At 40.1% G+C, this 18,776-nt stretch carries 17 protein-coding genes; 1 reads left to right on the top strand and 16 read right to left on the bottom strand.

The window, feature by feature from the left end; translation table 11 throughout:
- Nucleotides 1–198: 198 nt before the first annotated feature.
- The 12 genes from CTER_RS04710 to CTER_RS04765 all read right to left on the bottom strand — a co-directional run bounded on the left by CTER_RS04710 (nucleotide 199) and on the right by CTER_RS04765 (nucleotide 13,583).
- On the bottom strand, nucleotides 199–678 hold the full coding sequence (locus CTER_RS04710) for a DUF6803 family protein (RefSeq protein ID WP_004624155.1): 480 nt from the start codon (nucleotides 676–678) through the stop codon (nucleotides 199–201).
- A gap of 68 nt (nucleotides 679–746) precedes the next feature.
- Entirely contained in the window at nucleotides 747–2,939 is a 2,193-nt protein-coding gene (gene vanT, locus CTER_RS04715; protein ID WP_004624034.1) for a serine racemase VanT catalytic subunit, read from the bottom strand.
- Nucleotides 2,932–3,729, bottom strand: coding sequence for a M15 family metallopeptidase (locus CTER_RS04720; RefSeq protein WP_040760376.1), 798 nt, complete (start codon nucleotides 3,727–3,729; stop codon nucleotides 2,932–2,934). The genes vanT and CTER_RS04720 overlap by 8 nt, the downstream gene beginning before the upstream one ends.
- A 58-nt stretch (nucleotides 3,730–3,787) precedes the next feature.
- Nucleotides 3,788–4,837, bottom strand: coding sequence for a D-alanine--D-serine ligase VanG (gene vanG / locus CTER_RS04725; protein ID WP_004624126.1), 1,050 nt, complete (start codon nucleotides 4,835–4,837; stop codon nucleotides 3,788–3,790).
- A gap of 159 nt (nucleotides 4,838–4,996) precedes the next feature.
- Nucleotides 4,997–6,091 (bottom strand): vancomycin resistance histidine kinase VanS, encoded by a 1,095-nt coding sequence (gene vanS, locus CTER_RS04730; RefSeq protein WP_376785752.1) that lies wholly within the window; start codon nucleotides 6,089–6,091, stop codon nucleotides 4,997–4,999.
- Nucleotides 6,092–6,116: 25 nt separating this feature from the next.
- Nucleotides 6,117–6,812, bottom strand: a complete 696-nt coding sequence (vanR, locus tag CTER_RS04735) for a VanR-ABDEGLN family response regulator transcription factor (protein ID WP_004624111.1) — start codon at nucleotides 6,810–6,812, stop codon at nucleotides 6,117–6,119.
- Nucleotides 6,813–6,980: 168 nt separating this feature from the next.
- Nucleotides 6,981–8,375, bottom strand: a complete 1,395-nt coding sequence (locus tag CTER_RS04740; RefSeq protein WP_004624219.1) for a sensor histidine kinase — start codon at nucleotides 8,373–8,375, stop codon at nucleotides 6,981–6,983.
- A gap of 22 nt (nucleotides 8,376–8,397) precedes the next feature.
- Nucleotides 8,398–9,093, bottom strand: coding sequence for a response regulator transcription factor (locus CTER_RS04745; RefSeq protein ID WP_004624104.1), 696 nt, complete (start codon nucleotides 9,091–9,093; stop codon nucleotides 8,398–8,400).
- A gap of 85 nt (nucleotides 9,094–9,178) precedes the next feature.
- Nucleotides 9,179–9,394 (bottom strand): copper chaperone CopZ, encoded by a 216-nt coding sequence (gene copZ, locus CTER_RS04750; protein ID WP_004623985.1) that lies wholly within the window; start codon nucleotides 9,392–9,394, stop codon nucleotides 9,179–9,181.
- A 62-nt stretch (nucleotides 9,395–9,456) separates the two neighbouring features.
- Entirely contained in the window at nucleotides 9,457–11,880 is a 2,424-nt protein-coding gene (locus CTER_RS04755) for a heavy metal translocating P-type ATPase (protein ID WP_004624149.1), read from the bottom strand.
- A gap of 129 nt (nucleotides 11,881–12,009) precedes the next feature.
- Nucleotides 12,010–13,023, bottom strand: a complete 1,014-nt coding sequence (locus CTER_RS04760) for a hypothetical protein (RefSeq protein WP_004624092.1) — start codon at nucleotides 13,021–13,023, stop codon at nucleotides 12,010–12,012.
- Nucleotides 13,024–13,094: 71 nt separating this feature from the next.
- Nucleotides 13,095–13,583, bottom strand: coding sequence for a DUF2318 domain-containing protein (locus CTER_RS04765; RefSeq protein WP_004624216.1), 489 nt, complete (start codon nucleotides 13,581–13,583; stop codon nucleotides 13,095–13,097).
- Nucleotides 13,584–13,769: 186 nt separating this feature from the next.
- On the opposite strand from CTER_RS04765, the gene CTER_RS04770 reads away from it, so the two are divergent.
- Nucleotides 13,770–14,918: an LCP family protein gene (locus tag CTER_RS04770; protein WP_004623983.1), complete on the top strand. Its 1,149-nt coding sequence runs from the start codon at nucleotides 13,770–13,772 to the stop codon at nucleotides 14,916–14,918.
- Nucleotides 14,919–14,961: 43 nt separating this feature from the next.
- Here the strand turns inward: CTER_RS04770 and CTER_RS26780 are convergent, their stop codons facing one another.
- From CTER_RS26780 to CTER_RS04785, 4 genes are all read right to left on the bottom strand, one after another.
- Complete coding sequence (locus CTER_RS26780) at nucleotides 14,962–15,591, bottom strand: hypothetical protein (RefSeq protein WP_051066522.1); 630 nt, start codon at nucleotides 15,589–15,591, stop codon at nucleotides 14,962–14,964.
- 19 nt (nucleotides 15,592–15,610) lie between these two features.
- Entirely contained in the window at nucleotides 15,611–16,852 is a 1,242-nt protein-coding gene (locus CTER_RS04775; protein ID WP_051066524.1) for a copper amine oxidase N-terminal domain-containing protein, read from the bottom strand.
- A 64-nt stretch (nucleotides 16,853–16,916) separates the two neighbouring features.
- Nucleotides 16,917–18,053: a S1C family serine protease gene (locus CTER_RS04780; protein ID WP_004624139.1), complete on the bottom strand. Its 1,137-nt coding sequence runs from the start codon at nucleotides 18,051–18,053 to the stop codon at nucleotides 16,917–16,919.
- Between the two features lie 128 nt (nucleotides 18,054–18,181).
- The gene (locus tag CTER_RS04785) at nucleotides 18,182–18,589 is read right to left on the bottom strand and encodes a DUF2752 domain-containing protein (protein ID WP_004624271.1); all 408 of its coding nucleotides are present in this window, start codon (nucleotides 18,587–18,589) and stop codon (nucleotides 18,182–18,184) included.
- Between the last annotated feature and the right edge of the window lie 187 nt (nucleotides 18,590–18,776).

Here is an 18,776-nt window from a genome sequence, read left to right on the forward strand (position 1 = left end):
AGTCATAGAAATGCTGAACCGAGTTGTATTTCAGCCGGGTATAATGCATATAAAGTACATTATACTATATTTAACAAGAAATGATAGCTATTTTAAACAACATAAATATAAAAAGTGTATACCGGGTTTGTACGGTATACACTTAAGTAAATTACCAAAATTATTTTTCTGAATATTATATAAATGTTTTTAACGCAATTACATTTGCATCATGAACAATGACGGGTCCAGCATACCGAATATCATGGCTATATGTGCTACTACAAGGAATATACCGATGAAGGTTGCATGCAGTTTCAGTCTTGCCAATTCCGTTCTTTTCCTCCCTATTATTCCCATGTCCAGCAGGGCCATCCCAAGAAGAGGAACTATCCCCGAGAGATAGAAACCAACAGCAACAACATCTGCAAAGCCTCTCCACTCACCGTTCATGGTTAAGGGTATAACGGCATTAATGAACAAATAAACAAATACTCCCGTAAAATAAAGTCCGACGATTATACTTGCAACCTTGTTAAGCTTTCTTAACCCGCCTGTTAAATTTCTTGTAAATAGTATTGCCAGTTCGGTTATTGCTATAGTCTCTGCCAGTATAACCGGAATAGCCATGAATAAAATCAGATTCCAGGGCTGATTTGTAGCTAACAGCTCCATGTAATGGGTCATCATTTTTTCCATAATCTTATCTCCCTATCTTGAGTTTTACAGAATAATTTTCAGATATCACTATTTATATTACTAAAAAATTATGAAGATTTTATGGAGAATTTCCATGATGACAAAGTATTTTTTAAATTTAAAGGAACTCTGCTCTTGGCAGCATTGGTTCTATTATTTATAATATTCCGGGGCACCCTGACGCCAAGCCGGGAAAGCAGTTCATTTGTCAGAGTCCCGGCTTGGGCAGCAACACTTTCCGCACTGATAAATTCGTTCCCGTCATGGCCGATGAGTGTTGCGATGTCACCCTGCCTTGTTCCGGGAATATCCGTTACATCCACCATGAGCTGATCCATGCATATCCTTCCCACAATCCCGGCTTTCCTCCCGTTGATAATAACCTGCCCTTTTCCGCAGGAGAGATTCGACGGTATACCGTCTGCATATCCGACAGATATAACTGCCAGCCTGGTTTTTTTACCGGAAATGCACTGGTGTCCATACCCTATCCGTTCATTTTCACCTATCTCTTTTGTCAAAATAACTCTGGCCTTCATGGAAAGTACCGGCTGAAGCAAAACAGGCACTCTGGTCTCATGCTCCCGGCTGCTCAGTACACCGTACATTGCTATACCTGTTCTGGCATAGTCGCATTTGAGGTATGGGTAGTTCAGTACGCCATAACTGCTTTGAAGGTGTATTTTCCCCGGATTAAAACCGGCTTCCTTCAGTCTGTCCAGTGTTTTATAAAACCTTTCTATCTGAAAATGTGTAAATTTTACATCCTCCGGTGCAAGGCTGTCGGCAGCACTCAAATGTGAAAAAGTACCTCTAATAAGGAGATTCCCGCATTGGAAAATGCCGGTCAAGTTGTCCATATTATCAAAGCTCTCACCCAGTCTGTGCATTCCTGTATCTATTTTTACGTGAACCTTTATTTTCTTGTTCCGGGAATTTAACATTCTTGCATAACTGAGATCAACTACAGTCTGGGTCAAATCATATTGCTTGAGCAGTGAGACTTCATCGGGCAGTGTATATCCCAGAATAAGAATTTCTCCCCTTATACCGTTTTTTCTAAGCCTTATACCCTCTTTTACGGTTGCAACCGCAAAGGCATTCACTCCCATATTGTTCAGTTCCCGGGATATTTCAACATCCCCGTGTCCATAGGCGTTTGCCTTGACAACAGCCATGATGCCGCAGCTTTCAGGCAATATCTTTCTGAACTGACCGATATTATTCTCAAGGCCTTCCAGGTCGATTTCAACCCATGCCCTGTCCGCCTTCCGGCCTCTATCCTTCTTTTCCAAAAAGGTCATGACAATAACCGAGCACAAAATTGATATTGACAGGACGGCGATAAAATGAAGCATACTGTTGTCAATAAGTAATTCTGTCAGGTTAACAGCTTTTGCAAAGCCCCTCACGACAATAATACACATTGGATGTACTATATATATGAGCATTGACAGTGTTCTTAACTTTTTTTCGGCTTTGCCCCTACAGTTCAGCAGCAGGTGAAACAGAAAAAACATGACCGGCAGGAGCATTATATACATGCTGTCATGACGCTGCATTCCCTGCCGGTTCAGGAAGCTTCCTTCTGCAAGCAGGAGCACTGCTGCAACTGACAGTCCCGTAAGGCATATTTTATTTGAATACTGCCTGCCTGCAGCGGCTATGGCTCCTCCCAAAGCTATAAAGACAGGTGTCATCAGCAGTCCGTTACGGGTATGGTCAAAAAATATGAAAAGCACATTATAAAATCTATTTAAAAAAGCAAACTGTTCCGAAATGCCGTAGTAGCTGTCCCCTAACAGGGCGAGCAGGTAAAGGAGCATTGTAACACCCAGTACCACCCTTGGCTTTAATTTGCTGTATAGTCCGCAAACAATTATCACTCCCAGTATACTCGCCGGTAAATACCACAGATGATAAAATGTACCCTCAAAAACAAGTCCTTTGAATATTCCCGCCGGTGAGAACTGCTGTTTTATTGCTCCTGTATATATATTTACAGGCAGATACAACAAGATAGCTGCTCCATAAAGGAGAGCCGTCTTTTTTATAAAACCGTTCAATGTAGTTTTTCCCAGCACCAGAAAAAACCCTGTCGTCATTAGAAAAAAGGGAACTGCAACCCTGGCCAGAACATGGGTCAGAAAGAAATTTGCCTCGGGGCTTATGGAAAGCAGCGGGAAAGTATGGATTGAAACTATCAGCAGTGCGGATATCAATCTAAAATAATCCAGACCGGCATATCTCTTTTCACCCATTTCCATTCCTCCATATTGTTATAATAAAACCGTCCACATTGTTTCCCGAGATCTGGTAAGGAGTAATATCCTCAATGCAGATCCCGGTTTGCTGTGCCGAAGCTTCCAGATAATATATCTCTATGATTTGCTCTCCATTCCTGAAAATCAGATGTTCTCCTTCACAGGGATACCCCTTCAGAAAATCAATATATTCTTCCAGGGTAAAACCTTTTGTGTGGATTATCAGGGAGTGTGGGTAACCGACATAGCGGAAATGCCAGGGTTCATGTGAAATACCCGTTATGCCTTCCCTCCCTTTCTGGTAACGTTCGATAAATCCGTATTTGGGAGCCAGCTCTCTGAAACTCTGACATATACCTTCATAGGGAAAGGACGGGCATATAAAATCTATGTTTTCCTTATTTTCTGCCATATCTATTGCCAAGCCTGTCTGGTGCTCACTGTGATTGGGAAAAGCAACATACTTGAAAGTGAATTCCTCACCATTTTCCCTGAGAGAGTCTATAAACAGCTTTTGCTGTTCCACTGTGGAGCGGAAGCCGCTTACAGGTATTATACCGTCTCCGGCCCTGCAGGCTGTCATTAGCCGGCTTAGCATATTAGCCGCCGTTTTTTTAAGCAAAATGCCCTCATACCTGTCATCGGCCGGAATCAGCCGGTAATTGTATTCATCCGGCTGTATATCCTGAAGGGGATTCTGCCTGTTTACCAGAATGAGGTCACCTTTATAGATCTCCCGGCGTTCCAGAACCAATTTTTTTAAATTGTTATCTATATCTGTTTTCATTTTTTCTCCAAACCGCCCGGAGATCATTAAATTATCTCCTGTTGACTATGATTACTTTTTAATCCTTTTGGGCCAATGAAATAAGCCTGTCCAGAATTTCACCGAAGGACATGCCTATGCCGCCCAGCATTTTGGGATATCTGCTATGGGCCGTAAAGCCCGGGATGGTATTAATTTCATTAAATACTATATTGCCGGCGGGTGTCAGGAACATGTCAACTCTTGCAAAACCCTTGCAGCATAATGCCTTATAGAGTTTCAGTGCCGTTTCCCTGATTCTTTCTGCAGTCCTTAAGTCTATTCGTGCAGGCATATGAATTTTGGAGGAAGCAAGGGTATATTTTTCATTATAATCAAAGAAACCCTGCTGGAGCTCTATTTCATCAACTTCACCTATTATAAGCTCATCATTTCCCAGTATGGCACAGCCCACCTCAAAGCCTTCAATCCCTTCTTCTATTACAATTTTCGAATCATGTTTGAATGCTTCCCTTACCGCCTCATACAGTTCTTCCTGCTTACCTGCCCTGGTAATCCCAAAGGAGGAGCCTGCTCTGGCAGGCTTTACAAACAATGGATATCTCAGAGTTTCTGTTTTTTTAATAATCTCCTCAATACCTGCGTATTTCATTGCAGTTATTGAGGGAGGGACCCTGACACCGGCAGTTTGGGCTATTTTGTGAGCGATGTCCTTATCCATGCACAGGGAAGAACTTAGTGTATCGCAGCCGACAAAGGGAATGCCTGCAAGCTCAAGTAAACCTTGAACCGTTCCATCTTCACCGTTCTTTCCGTGCAAGACAGGAAAAACCACATCAATTTGCGTTGTTACAAATCTGTTCTCACAAAATTCAATAAGTGCAGAACTGTTTCTGTCAGGAGAAAAGACAACAGGTCTGCAATCCTTATCCAAATGCCATGTGTCATTTTTAATATCTTCGGTCCCTCCGAAATATCTGAACCAATTCCCTTCTTTGGTAATACCCACCAATACAACTTCATATAAATCCCCGTTAAGGTTTTCCACAACAGAAACTGCTGAATTCAAAGAAACTTCATATTCCGGGGAACATCCTCCGAAAATAACAGCTATTTTTTTCTTTAACATATATTTATCTCCCTGTTTATTGTCCTGAAAAGCTTTAATAAAAAAACAACCTGTCCAACTGACAACTTTATTGTAGTCAATTTTAACAGGTTGTTTTTTAATTTGGGCTTATCAAATCCTTAAGATTTTATTACAATATTATTTAGATTTATTGAACGCCTATGTTTTTTTGACAGGCAGGGATACTGTAAATTGAGTATAAACTTCATTGCTCTCGGCAGAAATGGTTCCGCCGTGCAAAACCACGATTTCTTTTGCAATTGCCAGGCCCAGCCCTGTACCCCCGGTATTGCTGGATCTTGCCGAATCCAGACGGTAGAATTTTTCAAAAATGGAATCCAGCTTATCAGGAGGTATCATTTTTCCTTTATTCCTGAATCTGATTATAATATTTTCTCCCTCTGAAATTGCAGATATGTTTATTGAGCTGTCATCATAGCTGTAGGCAGCGGCATTCTTAAGTATATTGTTAAAAACACGTCCCAGCTTGTCGGAATCCGCATAAATCATAATATTCTCTCCTGCCTCAACCACTGCCTCCTTATTCCGGGGAGCAAGGATGGGATAGAATTCATCGGCCATCTGTTCCAGCATCATTGTAAGATTTACATCTTCTTTTATAAGATTTATAGTCTGGAGATTGAATCTTGTTATTTCAAAGAATTCATTGATCAACTGCTCAAGACGGTATGCCTTTTCAAGTGTTATTCCGGTATATTTTATCCTCTGTTCCAGGGGCATATCCGGAGCTTCGTTCAGGAGGCTCAGATACCCGATAACAGATGTAAGAGGTGTTTTAATATCATGGGCCAGATAAACCACAAGATCATTCTTCCTTCTTTCACTCTCAAGAGCGGCGTCTCTTCTTTTTTCCAGGGTGCTTTTAACCGTGTTGAGCTTTGTCTCGATAAATTCCAGCTCAGACGGCAAAGTAATAGGTTCCTCTGATTCATTTACAAGCTGGTCAATGCCTCCGCTTATTTTTTTGAAATAGCGTGTAAACCCTGACATTGCTACATATATAAAGATCAATAATAAAAAGACAAAGCCGATTCCAAGAAGCAGTCCCTTGTTGTTTCTGAATATGATTGCATAAACACCGGCTGCATTCCAATAGTCTATGTGAAAAAGCCTTTGCAACAGGGATACAAAGCCTTCTGCAAAAGGTTTCTGCAAGGCGTCGTCTATTAAAAAGTGAAGAATGAATAAACCAACAACAACTGTGATCAAGCCCGTCAGGAGAATTTGAAGCATTATTTTGGTTTTAACACGTCTAAAATCACTTTTCAATTTTGTATCCAACTCCCCATACGGTTTTTATAAACCTTGGATTTCCCGGCGGTTCCTTCATTTTTTCACGGAGGTGCCTGATATGTACCATCACAGTATTATTGCTGCCAGCGAAATATTTCTCCCCCCAAACCTCCTGGAACAATTTTTCCGAATTGATAACCTGTCCCCTGTTTTCACACAGCAGCCAGAGAATCGAGAACTCAATGGGCGTAAGCATGAGAGGTGTTTCGTTTAAAGTGCAGTGATGGGTTGTCCTGTTCATAACCAGCCCCGAAACCTCAAGAATATCATTGCTTTGCTGGGCACCCTCATTATACCTTGTAAATCTTCTGAGCTGTGCCTTTACCCTGGCAACCATCTCCAGAGGACTGAAAGGTTTTGTGATATAATCATCGGCGCCAAGGGTAAGACCTGTTATCTTGTCCAATTCCTCAACCTTTGCAGTCAGCATGATAACCGGAAAATTATACTTCTCCCTTATTTTCTTGCAAAGGGTAAACCCGTCCATTTCAGGCATCATAACATCAAGCAGTGCCAGATCATATTTGTTGTTATCAATGCTGTGCATAGCCTCTGAAGGACTGTAAAACTTATCTACACTGTAATTTTCATTTCTCAGATACAGTTCTACCAGGTCGGCTATTTCTTTTTCATCGTCAACAACAAGTATACTAATACCCATTTTTCTACCACCTTATATTCATGATTGAAAATTTTTTGACTAATACGCTATAAAAATTATAGCATATTATTTTCTTCAATTATTCAATCCAAATATTAAGATTTGCTTAATTTTTTAAGGCTCTTTAAATTAACATGTTGTGGTTGGCAGGTTAATCAACGGAACAATTTAAGCCTTCAGTTTTGGCAGAGTAACGGTAAATTCAGTCCCTGTATCCGGACTGCTTTGAACCCCTATGGATCCCCCGTGTGCTGCCACAATGGCCTTACTTATTGTCAAACCTATTCCCGAGCCTCCTGTAAGCCTGTTTCTGGATTTGTCCGCCCTGTAAAACCTTTCGAATATATAGGGCAGGTCCTCTCCCGGTATACCGGGGCCATTATCCTTTATTGCAAGTATAACATCATTTGGATCGGATTTGATTACAACCTTTACCAGCCCTCCCACGGGCGTATATTTCAGTGCATTGGAAAGAAGGTTTATGATTACCTGGCTTATTTTATCCCTGTCTGCATTTATTTCGGTGCTGTCCCCTATAAATTCAATATTTAACCCCTTATTTAAAAACTGACTTTCAAAATTTTGAATCAACCTTTTAGCAAGCTCTGCAATATCAAACAATTCTTTATCCAGAACCGGCTTATCACCTTCATATTTTGTCAGTTTCTCCAGGTCCCCCACCATTTTGCTTATTCGTACGATTTCTTCATGGCAGCTCTTTAATCTTTCGGCATCGGCTTCCCAGATACCGTCAATCATTGCTTCCATGTGACTTTGAAGGGTTGCAAGCGGAGTCCGGAGCTCATGAGCTACATCTCCCGTCAGTCTTTTGCGTAAAGCCTCCTGTTTTTCCAGTGATTCGGCAAGCTGGTTGACTGTGGAAGTCAATTCGTTTATCTCAGTAGTATTTGATATCCGGTTGATTCTTTCCGAGTAATAACCCTTTGAAATTGATTTTGCAGCCGAAATGACCCTGGAAATAGGTGAACTCAGCCACCGTGACATGATCCAGCCCAAAATCAGGGCAAAAACCAGAGAAAACAGCCCAACACCTATGAGTACATTGTTAAAGGCATCTATAAATGCCTTATCGTGTTCATTGAGGTAATTGGGGCCATAAGTACCTATTTCCACAACTCCGACTTTATTCAGATTGTTGTACAGGGAATAAGGAACCTCTGTGTATTTTGCTTCCTTTGATCCGGCAATTCCATTGGAATTGGCAGCCATATGCTCGATTATCTGCTGGCACATTCCATTGTTATGCTCTTTTGCATCCCAGAGTGTCTTCCCGTTTATGTCTTTTACTTTAATAATGATGCCGTTTATTAGATAACTTTCACCTATTGACGCAACGGAATCGATATTCCAGTTGTCATTACCTTTATACTGGGCCGCAAGAGTTGCAACTATTTCTTTATTCCTGAGCTGCTGGTTCTCATTGACATACTCTCTGAAATGTTCCACAACAAATAAATTTGTCAGTGCGTTAATCAGAAATACAATTATGACGGCAGCAATAACATAAGACATGGATAGCTTTGTCCGCAAGCTGTTTACCATTTCATACCAACCTTCTTTGATATTAATCTTCCCTGAACAACCTGTACCCTATACCGTGCACGGTTTGCAGATACCTGGGGTCCCTGGGGTCATCTTCTATTTTTTGTCTCAAATTCTTTATATGTGTGTCAACCGTTCTGTCAAATCCTTCAAAATCATCACCCAGGGCCATGGTGATCAATTCTTCACGGGTAAAGGTCTTATTAGGATACTTTAACATTGTAAAGAAGATCTTATATTCATTAGGTGTAAGATTTATAATCTCTTCCTTCTTTTTTACCTCATGTTTCATATCATCTACCACAATATCTTCAAGTTCGATGACATTCACAACAGGCGCAGGGCTTTCATGAGCTCTCCGCAATACGGCTGCCACTCTTGCCACAAGCTGTCTTGGGCTGAAAGGTTTTAATATATAATCATCGGCACCTATTTCAAGGCCCTTTAATATATCCTCCTCATCTGCCCTGGCTGTGAGCATTATAATTGGAACCCCGGACTTTTTCCTGATATTTTTGCAGATTTCCTCACCTGAGATATCGGGAAGCATCAGGTCCAAAATAATCAGGGTAGGCTCTGTTTTTTCAAATGCCGCCAGGGCCTGATTCCCGTTAAGTGCTGTGTATACTTCATATCCGCTGTGTTCAAGATAGGATTTTACAACGTCCACTATTTTCTGCTCGTCATCAACTACAAGTATTTTTTTTTGTAAACTCATAATAGAAACTCCTGTTAAACTGTTGTTATGCAAAGATACCCCGCTTCATTCCATGAAGCGAGGTGTCTTCTGAATAAATTATGTTTTATTTGATCACGTCATAGCCCTGGTCTTCAATTGCATCCATTATTGCTTTTCCGGATACCTTTTCAGGGTCAAATTCAACGGTAACCTTTTTATTGGCCAGATCGACCGAAACCTTGTCGACTCCGCCAAGAGCTCCGACGGCTTTTTTTACACTGTTTTCACAATGGCTGCAGGACATTCCTTCAACAGCTATATCAGTAATTTCTTTTGCCATATAAAATCCCTCCAAATATATTATTATCTAATTAAATCAACTGGCTTACAGCTGACTAATTTCTACTTTTTAAACGGTTTAAAGCGTTTCAGGCTGAGCGAATTTGTTACAACGGATACTGAACTGAAGGCCATTGCTCCGCCTGCTATGATCGGACTCAATAAACCAGAAGCCGCGAAAGGTATTCCGATTATATTATATATAAATGCCCAAAACAGGTTCTGCTTAATCTTGTTCATGGTTCGCTTGGACAATTTGATTGCAGTAGGTATTGAACGTAAATCCCCGCTCATAAGGGTAATATCGGCAGCCTCAATGGCCACATCCGTCCCTGTTCCTATTGCCATGCCAATATCTGCCGTTGCAAGCGCGGGAGCGTCATTTATTCCGTCTCCCACCATTCCTACTATCCTGCCCTGCTTTTTAAGCTTCTCCACCTCTTCTGCCTTGTTCTCGGGGAGAACTTCAGCCAGAACGCTTTCAATGCCCACTTGTTTTGCAATTGCAGCAGCGGTTCTTTTATTGTCGCCTGTGATCATATAGACTGCAATTCCCATATCCAGCAGTTCCCGGATTGCTTCCCTGGAGTTTTCCTTTACGGTATCGGCAACTGCCAGTATAGCTTCGATTCTGGTGTTTACAGACATGAGCATGGCAGTTTTACCTTCATCCTCCAGGCCTGTAATTGTATTTTCTATAGCATCGATATCAATGCCTTTTTCCTTCAACAGTTTTCTTGTACCAAGGAAAATTTCACTGTCACCCACAACTGCTCTGATACCTCTGCCGGGTATGGCTTCGAACTCATCAGGATCAGGTATGCTGCCAAAATCCGCCTTGCCTTTTTCATAAATGGCAGCACCTAAAGGATGTTCCGAGCTTTTTTCCGAAATTGCGGCCAGCTTGAGAAGTTCGGAGTTCTCATTCCCGTTCAGGGAAATTATATCTGTAACCTCAGGCCTGCCTTTGGTGATTGTTCCGGTTTTGTCCAGAACAATGCTGTTCAGCTTATAGGCTCTTTCCAGATGTTCACCGCCCTTGATAAGGATACCGTTTTCGGCACCTTTTCCGGTGCCTACCATAATGGCGGTAGGAGTAGCCAGGCCCAGTGCACAGGGACACGCAATAACAAGAACCGATACGGCACTGACTATTGCTCCCGTAAGGTCACCTGCCGCCAGGTACCGGATGAGGAACGTAACCAGAGCTATTCCAATGACAACAGGTACAAAAATACCCGATACCCTGTCGGCTATTTTCTGAATAGGGGCTTTTGAGCCCTGGGCATCTTCAACCATCTTTATTATTTGTGACAAAGCCGTATCTTTCCCGATCTTTGTAGCTTCAAATTTAAAAGTACCGAACTTGTTGATGGTGGCACCGATGACCATATCACCGGGCTTCTTTTCAACCGGAAGGCTTTCGCCGGTCAACATGGATTCATCAATTGATGAATTGCCTTCAATGATCTTTCCGTCCACGGGTATCTTCTCTCCGGGTCTGACAACAACAGTATAACCAACCTCAACCTCTTCAACAGGGATATCCTTTTCAACCCCGTCCAGTATGACCCTGGCCGTCTTTGCCTGAAGTCCCATGAGTTTCTTAATGGCTTCCGAGGTCTTTCCCTTTGCAACAGCTTCAAAGTACTTTCCAAGAAGTATCAGTGTAATAATTACAGCAGAGGCTTCAAAATAAAGTTCCTTCATCATTACTCCGGGTTGGGCAGGTACAAAAAATGCATTGTAAATACTGAAAAAATATGCCGCCGATGTGCCCATGGCTATGAGCACATCCATATTTGCGCTCTTTGCCTTCAGTGCATGGTATGCATTTTTGTAGAATCTGAAACCTATTATAAACTGCACCGGTGTGGCTATAATAAGCTGAAAATACTCATTGTGAAGAAAAGCCACATCTATTTTAATCAGTGAGAGCAGCATTGCCAGTATTAACGGCGAACTCAAAACCGCAGAAGTTATCAGTTCGATTTTCAGTTTCCTGATTTCCTTTTCACGTTGGGCTTTTTCCCTGTCCTGTGAGACATCTTCAACCTTTTCGGCCTTATAGCCAAGATTTCCAATGACATTTATTATATCGGAAACTTTTATGACAGCGGGATCAAACTCAACAGCAGCTTTTTCTGTTGCCAGGTTAACGGCGGCAGTTGAAATTCCCTCCATTTTCCCAAGTCTTCTCTCAATTTTGGCTGAACATGCGGCGCAGCTCATGCCTGTTATTTTCAGTTCCACCTTGTTGCTACTTTCCGGAGTGTTCTGTAAAATATCATAGCCGAGTTTTCTGACAGCTTCACTTATTTTATCTGAATCCACCTGAGCATCATCATACTCCACTGTCGCTCTTTCTATTGCAAAGTTAACATTTGCCTGTTTCACACCCTCCAGTTTGTTCAGTCCCTTTTCAATTCTTGCAGCACAGGCGGCACACGACATTCCCGTTATATTAAAATTTTCCTTCTTATCCATTAAAATTATTCCTTTCTGCTGCAAGTATAAAGAATCCGGAGCAATTATGCAAATTTCCTTATCCAAACAGCTGCTATTTTAAAAAGCCGATTATACCTGATATATGATTATGGAAAGCTCAGGCAGATGTCAATCTCCGCAGCAGCTTCCGTCCTCTTCCACGATCCCCCCGTTTTCATCCTTTTCACCATCTTCACCGTTTCCTCCGTAACCAGAAGCCGGATCGATGTTTTCAACTTCTTTTTTTACTGAATCGAGATCGAAATTGTTTATATCATCCACTACCTTTATATACCCATTTATCATACCCATCCAACAACCAAAACTAAAATCTTCTTCAGGAACAAACTCAATTTTGTTTTCTCCTTCTGTCAAATCAATACCGGCCCCATAATTGGAGAGAATAATTCTGTTATTACAGCTGTTTATTTTCTCACCATTAAAATTTACAACCGTTTCCACACCTTTCTGGACAACAGCAACTGCCGGTGAAATCCCATAATCATTTACATTTATTGTCACAGTCTGAGTTCCGTCAACAATAGTTCCAACAGCCACCTCGTCAGTGGGAATACTGCCGTTGTGAAATTTAGCCGCTTTTGAGCCTGCGGTACGGGAGTCTACCGGTATAGCTGCAGCTCCTGCCTGGCCATTACTGCCATTGTCACCGGCACTTGTGTCTGGTAAATCTTCTGCTGACAGATTTGATGTATCGGATACCACCTTTATATTACTGCTTATCATACCCATCCAGCAAGTATAAACAAAATTTCCCTCTTTTTCGGGGGTAAATTCAATAATATTGTCACCAACAGACAGCTTTTTCTGCAGCCTGTACTCAGGAATGGTCACAGAGTTATTGCAGCCGTTCAGTTCTCCGGCTTCAACCCTGATATTCCACTTTACAGGGATTCCTTTCCGGACAGTTATCGGCGCATATCTGCCGGATTCCAATTTTGTAGTTACAAGCTGTATACCGTTTTCTATTTTGGTCCCATCCGGGTTATCAGTTGACGCGTTTGCAATTGAACCCATAAAAGCTGAGAAATTGAAACCTCTGACCATCATTATAATAACAAGTGCTATTACAAGTACCGCACTTGCTTTTATAATTTTTTTTGTGATTCTTCCGATTCCATTCATTCTTTCATCTGCCTCCTGTCAGTCCCGCAACAATTTTAACCGAGTTCTACGAGGCTGAATGTAAAGCTGTATTATTTTGTCTTCCAGTTATCTGTGAAGAGTTCCTTATTCTGCTCTATAAAATCCTTGGAAATAGTAATGTTTGCACCGTCATCGGTTTTATCCTCTTTAAGTATCGGTATAGGATTACACCCGCCTCTTTGCTGTTCTACCATATCCATGGAAAACCTGTTTCCGCAGTTTTGGCAGACAAGCGTATCACCTTCCTGCTTGTAATAGGCTCTGGGCGAACCATTGCACACCTGACAGGTATTAAAGGCCGTTCTTATTGTTCCGTCACTTGCTTTTACGGCCAGTATCTCCATGTTTTTATTACCTATTTTTACAGGATAAAATTTAACTGTTTCTGAAACGTCACTTTTATTGATAACAACGTCTGTTCCTTCAGCGGCAGGGCTATCCGAATTTCCGCCTGCTGCCAGTCTTGAAACAAAAATTACCGCAACAAGTATAACAGCTATTCCGATAATAATTGCAATATGTTTATTTTTAAAGTTCATACGCTCCTCCGTATTCTGTATTTTATGCCAGCATTTTAACAAATAAATATGTAGATTTTATGAAGATTATAATACAGACCCTGCCATATCATCTAAAATATCAATTTATCCTAGCATATATTTACATTCAGCAAAATCTAAAGTAATATTGTTTTATGTATTAAATATTTTACCAGGGGTGCGAATATGAAATCTGTAAAAATTACCTGTTTAGCCTGCTTGATATGCGGAATAATCCTTTTTGCCTCAGGGATTACTCTTCTCTTTAATATAAAAACTGCCCCGCCCAGTCCTGTTGTTACAGAAAACAGTACACCTTCCACCGAAACAAAGTCATTTGATATAATAAATAACTATACAGGAAATATGAATCCTATAAATTTTCTCGTATTAATAAAAGAAGCATCCGGAAGTAATACCGATACCATAATCATAGCCAATTATTCTCCGCAAACCAAGCAAATCAACCTTTTGACTGTTCCCAGAGATACAAGGGGAACCAACAGGTCCGACATTAAAATAAATTCTTTTTATGACATGGGCTACAGGCAAAAAATGCCCAAAGGCACATCTGAGTTGGAACGCAAACATAATGCATTAAAATATACAGCCCAGACAATAAGTAACCTTACAAATACAAAAATCAATTATTATATCTACCTGGAAATTGACACAATAAAATCAATAGTGGACAAGCTCGGAGGAATTTATTTTGATGTCCCTGCCAAACTGAAATATAACGATCCGGTACAGAATCTCCATATAGATCTGCAAAAAGGCTATCAGCTCCTGGACGGGGACAAAACGGAACAGCTGCTGCGCTTCAGGAAACCTCAGACCCGTTATTATACACGTGAGGAATTAAAAGAGGTTAACAAATACTATAATGGTTCCGATTTAAAAAGAACAGAGATGCAGATAAACTTTGTCAATGCCATTATCCAGCAAAAGGTCAGTTTACTTGAACTCCCCAGACTTATTCCCATAGTTAACTACGCTTTTGACAATGTAATTACAAATACCGAGCTCAATGACGTTCTTTCACTGTTAGGTGCATTTACCCAGGGCTCCAGGCCTGAAATGAATACCTTCAAATTATACGGTATTGATAAAAGAATTGCAGGTGCCGACTTCTTTATATACAACGAAACTGTGGAAGACACAAAAAGCAGAGAACTGCTGAGGGCCGATAAAGTCATTGAACAATACTTTACCATTCCCTACGGAAACTTTATTCCCGACCCGGCTTCCATATATGATTTTAAAATAGCCAACAGGGATAATCCCTCAAACAGCGATACCGATTCTGTGGGCGATAATAAAGACAAGCCGTAAAAGGCGATCAAAAAGGCCTGGTTCTGTGAACCAGGCCTTCGAATTATTTCAGAGTAAAGGACTGCCAAACATCATTTAATATCTTACTGTTTTTGGTCCCATAGAATAAATTATCGGCTATCAAATCTATTGTCATAATTTTATTTCCCTTTTGGAATATGTATACTTCATCTCTATATTCGATATCATTTCTTGTATAATAGACAATGTATTTTTTACATGTAACACCTTTTTCGCTGACTGTTGTATTGGTATTGACCTTATAACCCAAATCCGACATATTCTCCTCAAGAAATTTAGTAAATTCAGTAAATGAATTATCTCCTTTATCAATTACCGTAACTGTCACTGACAATGAATCATTGCCATAATTTTTTAACATATCGGTATCTATATTCTTTTTCCAATTAATAGGGACATCCATGGAAAATGTATCACCCGAAACAGTTCTTTTTTTATCCGACAGAACAACTTTATCCGGATCCAACAGTTTACCGACAGTTTTTGCATCAATTTCCCTGATGGTAAAAGAATTGACCATTCCTTCAATTTTCTTCATCAGGTTTGCATTTCTGTAATCCTCCTCGGATACTTCATACCATAACAGATATTTATAATTTTTATCTACAAGAAATATGTCACATCCGTAATGGGTTTCATTCTTATATTTCATTGAATAATAAACTTTATTGTCACTTTACTCCATTAATTACCACGTTTTCTTTTTTCAGTATTTTATATAATTCAGGATTAAAATAATCGGAATCTTCCTTTTCATAATTTTCTGTCAATGACTCCAGGGTCTCACCCTTATCAAGTGAATATATCTTAACAGAAAAGGAAAAGTCATTTTTACCATAGAAATAAACCCTGTTTTGAATATTATTATCCTTTGATTCTCTCAAATCTGGCAGAAGATTGATTGACCAGTTTAATCCGGTCTCCTGGTATTTTCTGAAACCGTCCGCATTAACATCCGATAAGTCCTCGGTGCTTCCATCTCTGCTGAATGTAAGTTTAAAAGACTCCATGATATTCCCGTACTTTTCATCCGAATACGATACATTATTTTTGGTTCCGATAACTATGTCATAAATTTTTGTATTGGTGAGGAATACTCTTTCCTGATATGTGCTATAACTGTTCCTATACACAAAATCAAGAAACTCTGTGCCGTTCTTTCTCTTAATCTCATAATCTATAAGAGTATAATCATACAATTCGTCTAAAATATCATTGGCGATGCTATCCATATCATTTTCTTTATTACGGTCATATATAGAAATTGAAATGAAATATGATTCGTCGGCAGCCACAAATTCATTAGTTGTTCCGTTAAAATTCCGGTATTCCAGTCTCAGGTCATCCGGCAGCTGCATTGACCATTTGTAATAGCTGTCTCCGACTTTGGACTTGTTGGTATCCTTAATAAGTGCACTGAAATCCTTGATACTGTTCGGGTTGGCTATTTCCTTCAGAAAAGTGATTTTTCCGTCTGAGGTTTTTACATCAGCGCCCAAAATGTCTGCCAGAGAAGAAATGGATGCCATAAAAGAATTATTTTTTATGTAGGGAGCTGCATCGATAGTTACCTTTTTTCCGGAAATTATGGCTTCCTTTTTCTTTTCAGTAAGTGTAATATCAACGCTATTATAGGTGATTACTGCGATTTTGGTCTTTAGATCCACTTTAAGAGAGGCTCCAAGAGCATCTGTTATTACCTTTACAGGCACAAAGGTCTTCCCGCCTGTCTGAGCACTGGGTTCGGCTTTAACATTTTTGCCGTTTACCAGATAAGTATCCGAACCGGCTTTGAATGAAACCGATATTTCTGTGGAGCTCTTATCCTCAATTGGCGTATCCGAAGCAAATGCACCAAACTGTGCTAACAAAAAACACAAAATAAAGCTGAAAATTGCAACTGACTTTTTCATTGTGACCTCCCGTAGTTATAAAACATAGATTACTAACTTAGATTATTAGATTTGGATTACAAAACTAATTTTTCAGTTCATCCAAAACAACAATGATACTTTGTTCGTTTCCATCTCTGCGGATATTGATATTTACCTTGTTACCTGGAAGCAGCCCTTTTAAGGCCTCATTTAAATCCACAGTGGTATTTACCGCTTTGCCGTTTACATTATAAATATAGTCATTCTTTTTCAGCCCGTATTTCTCGGCACATGAACCGGCTTTGATACTGATGACCTTCAAACCCTTTTTACTGGGCAGTCCGTACAAGGCAACATTATCCTCATCATATTCGGCGCCAAGTGTGACCCTTTTTACCATGCCGTATTTATAAAAATGATCGAGTACAAATTGAATTGTATCTATTGGAATTGCATAATTCAAACCCTGTGCATTCAGCGTGGTAATTGAATTAATTCCTATCACCTCTCCTGCCATGTTGACCAGCGGACCGCCGCTGTTGCCCGGATTTATGGCAACATCTGTCTGAATGAGCTTATATTCGTAAAAACCGTCGATACTTCTGTTGAGTCCGCTGATTACACCAACCGAAGCACTGTTCCTATTCTGGAAGGACAAAGGTGTACCGATTGCAATTGCCGTTTTCCCTATAATAATATCCGAAGCCTCTCCGAACTTTGCCGGAAACAGACCGATTTTATCAATCTTGATCACAGCAAGGTCAGCTTTTTTATCAATATACTTGATCCTGGCATCATAACCGCTGCCGTCGGACAATACAACGACAATCCTTGTCATGTCCTCTACAACATGAGCATTGGTCAGTATTTCGCCGCCTGACTTTATGACGACACCCGTACCCAGGGCAAGACCTTCGGCAGAGCCTTCCTTTGCTTTTGTATTACCTATGATTCCAACAACAGAAGGACTGATTTCCTTAATAATCTCAGGAATTACATCTTCATTTTTATTGGATATATTAATTGAATTATTGTTTTGAGTTACATTCAGATTCAGGATTTGAGACAGGGCGGCTATATCAACATAAACCGTTTTCCCGACAGTAGCTGTTCCGATATCCTCCGCTTTGCCATTGACGGTTACTTTGAGGCTTGATGCACCCGAAACAGTCAAATTTGAAAGTACAAATAAAATCAGAAAAGCAGTAAAAACAATTGATTTAGTTATGGACTTTTTCATATTTACCCCTGTGAAATATTTTTATCCTAATATATTAACATTTATTCACAGATATTACAATAAGTTTCGCCAAAATATGTTAAAAAACTGCATTTTTTGTACATTTAGCCAAAAACGCAGTTTCATTTTCAAAATATTTTTATAAAATTCCTTATGACAAAATATATGATGAAGAAGGCTGTTATAGCTGCCCAGAACCGCTTGCTCCTTGGCACAAGCTTCACATGTTTTTTAAAGGTTGCGCACAACAGTTCAATATATGCCAGCAATATAAGAATAATACCGAATATTGGTACAGGATTATATCTTATAGATCCGGCTATATCTCCCGACAGAAGATGCTGGACACTCCTGGTGTTCCCGCAGCCGGGACAGTATACATGGAGATAGGTATAGCTCGGACATGCCGGAAATTTTGTTCCCAAGAAAATCAAAGAATCTCTGAAAAAGTATATGAGAAAAACAACTATAACCGGTAAAAGAATAACCATTATTTTAAAGAATGTGGAATTAAGCTTATTCAGTCTGTTTAGCAAGTTTGCCTCCAATAATACAAAATCCGGATAGTTAATGCGTTATGCAACGGGTTAATTGAACGCACCTATGTAATATTATACTTATACAAACTCAAAATGACTGATAATTTTGCTATTCTTTTTCAGGGAGAACATAGGTGGCTGTAATACCCTATAACGTTTATTATAGGTCTTCAACCACTAATAT

The organism is Ruminiclostridium cellobioparum subsp. termitidis CT1112 (genome assembly GCF_000350485.1).
Classification (GTDB): Bacteria; Bacillota; Clostridia; order Acetivibrionales; family DSM-1351; genus Ruminiclostridium; species Ruminiclostridium termitidis.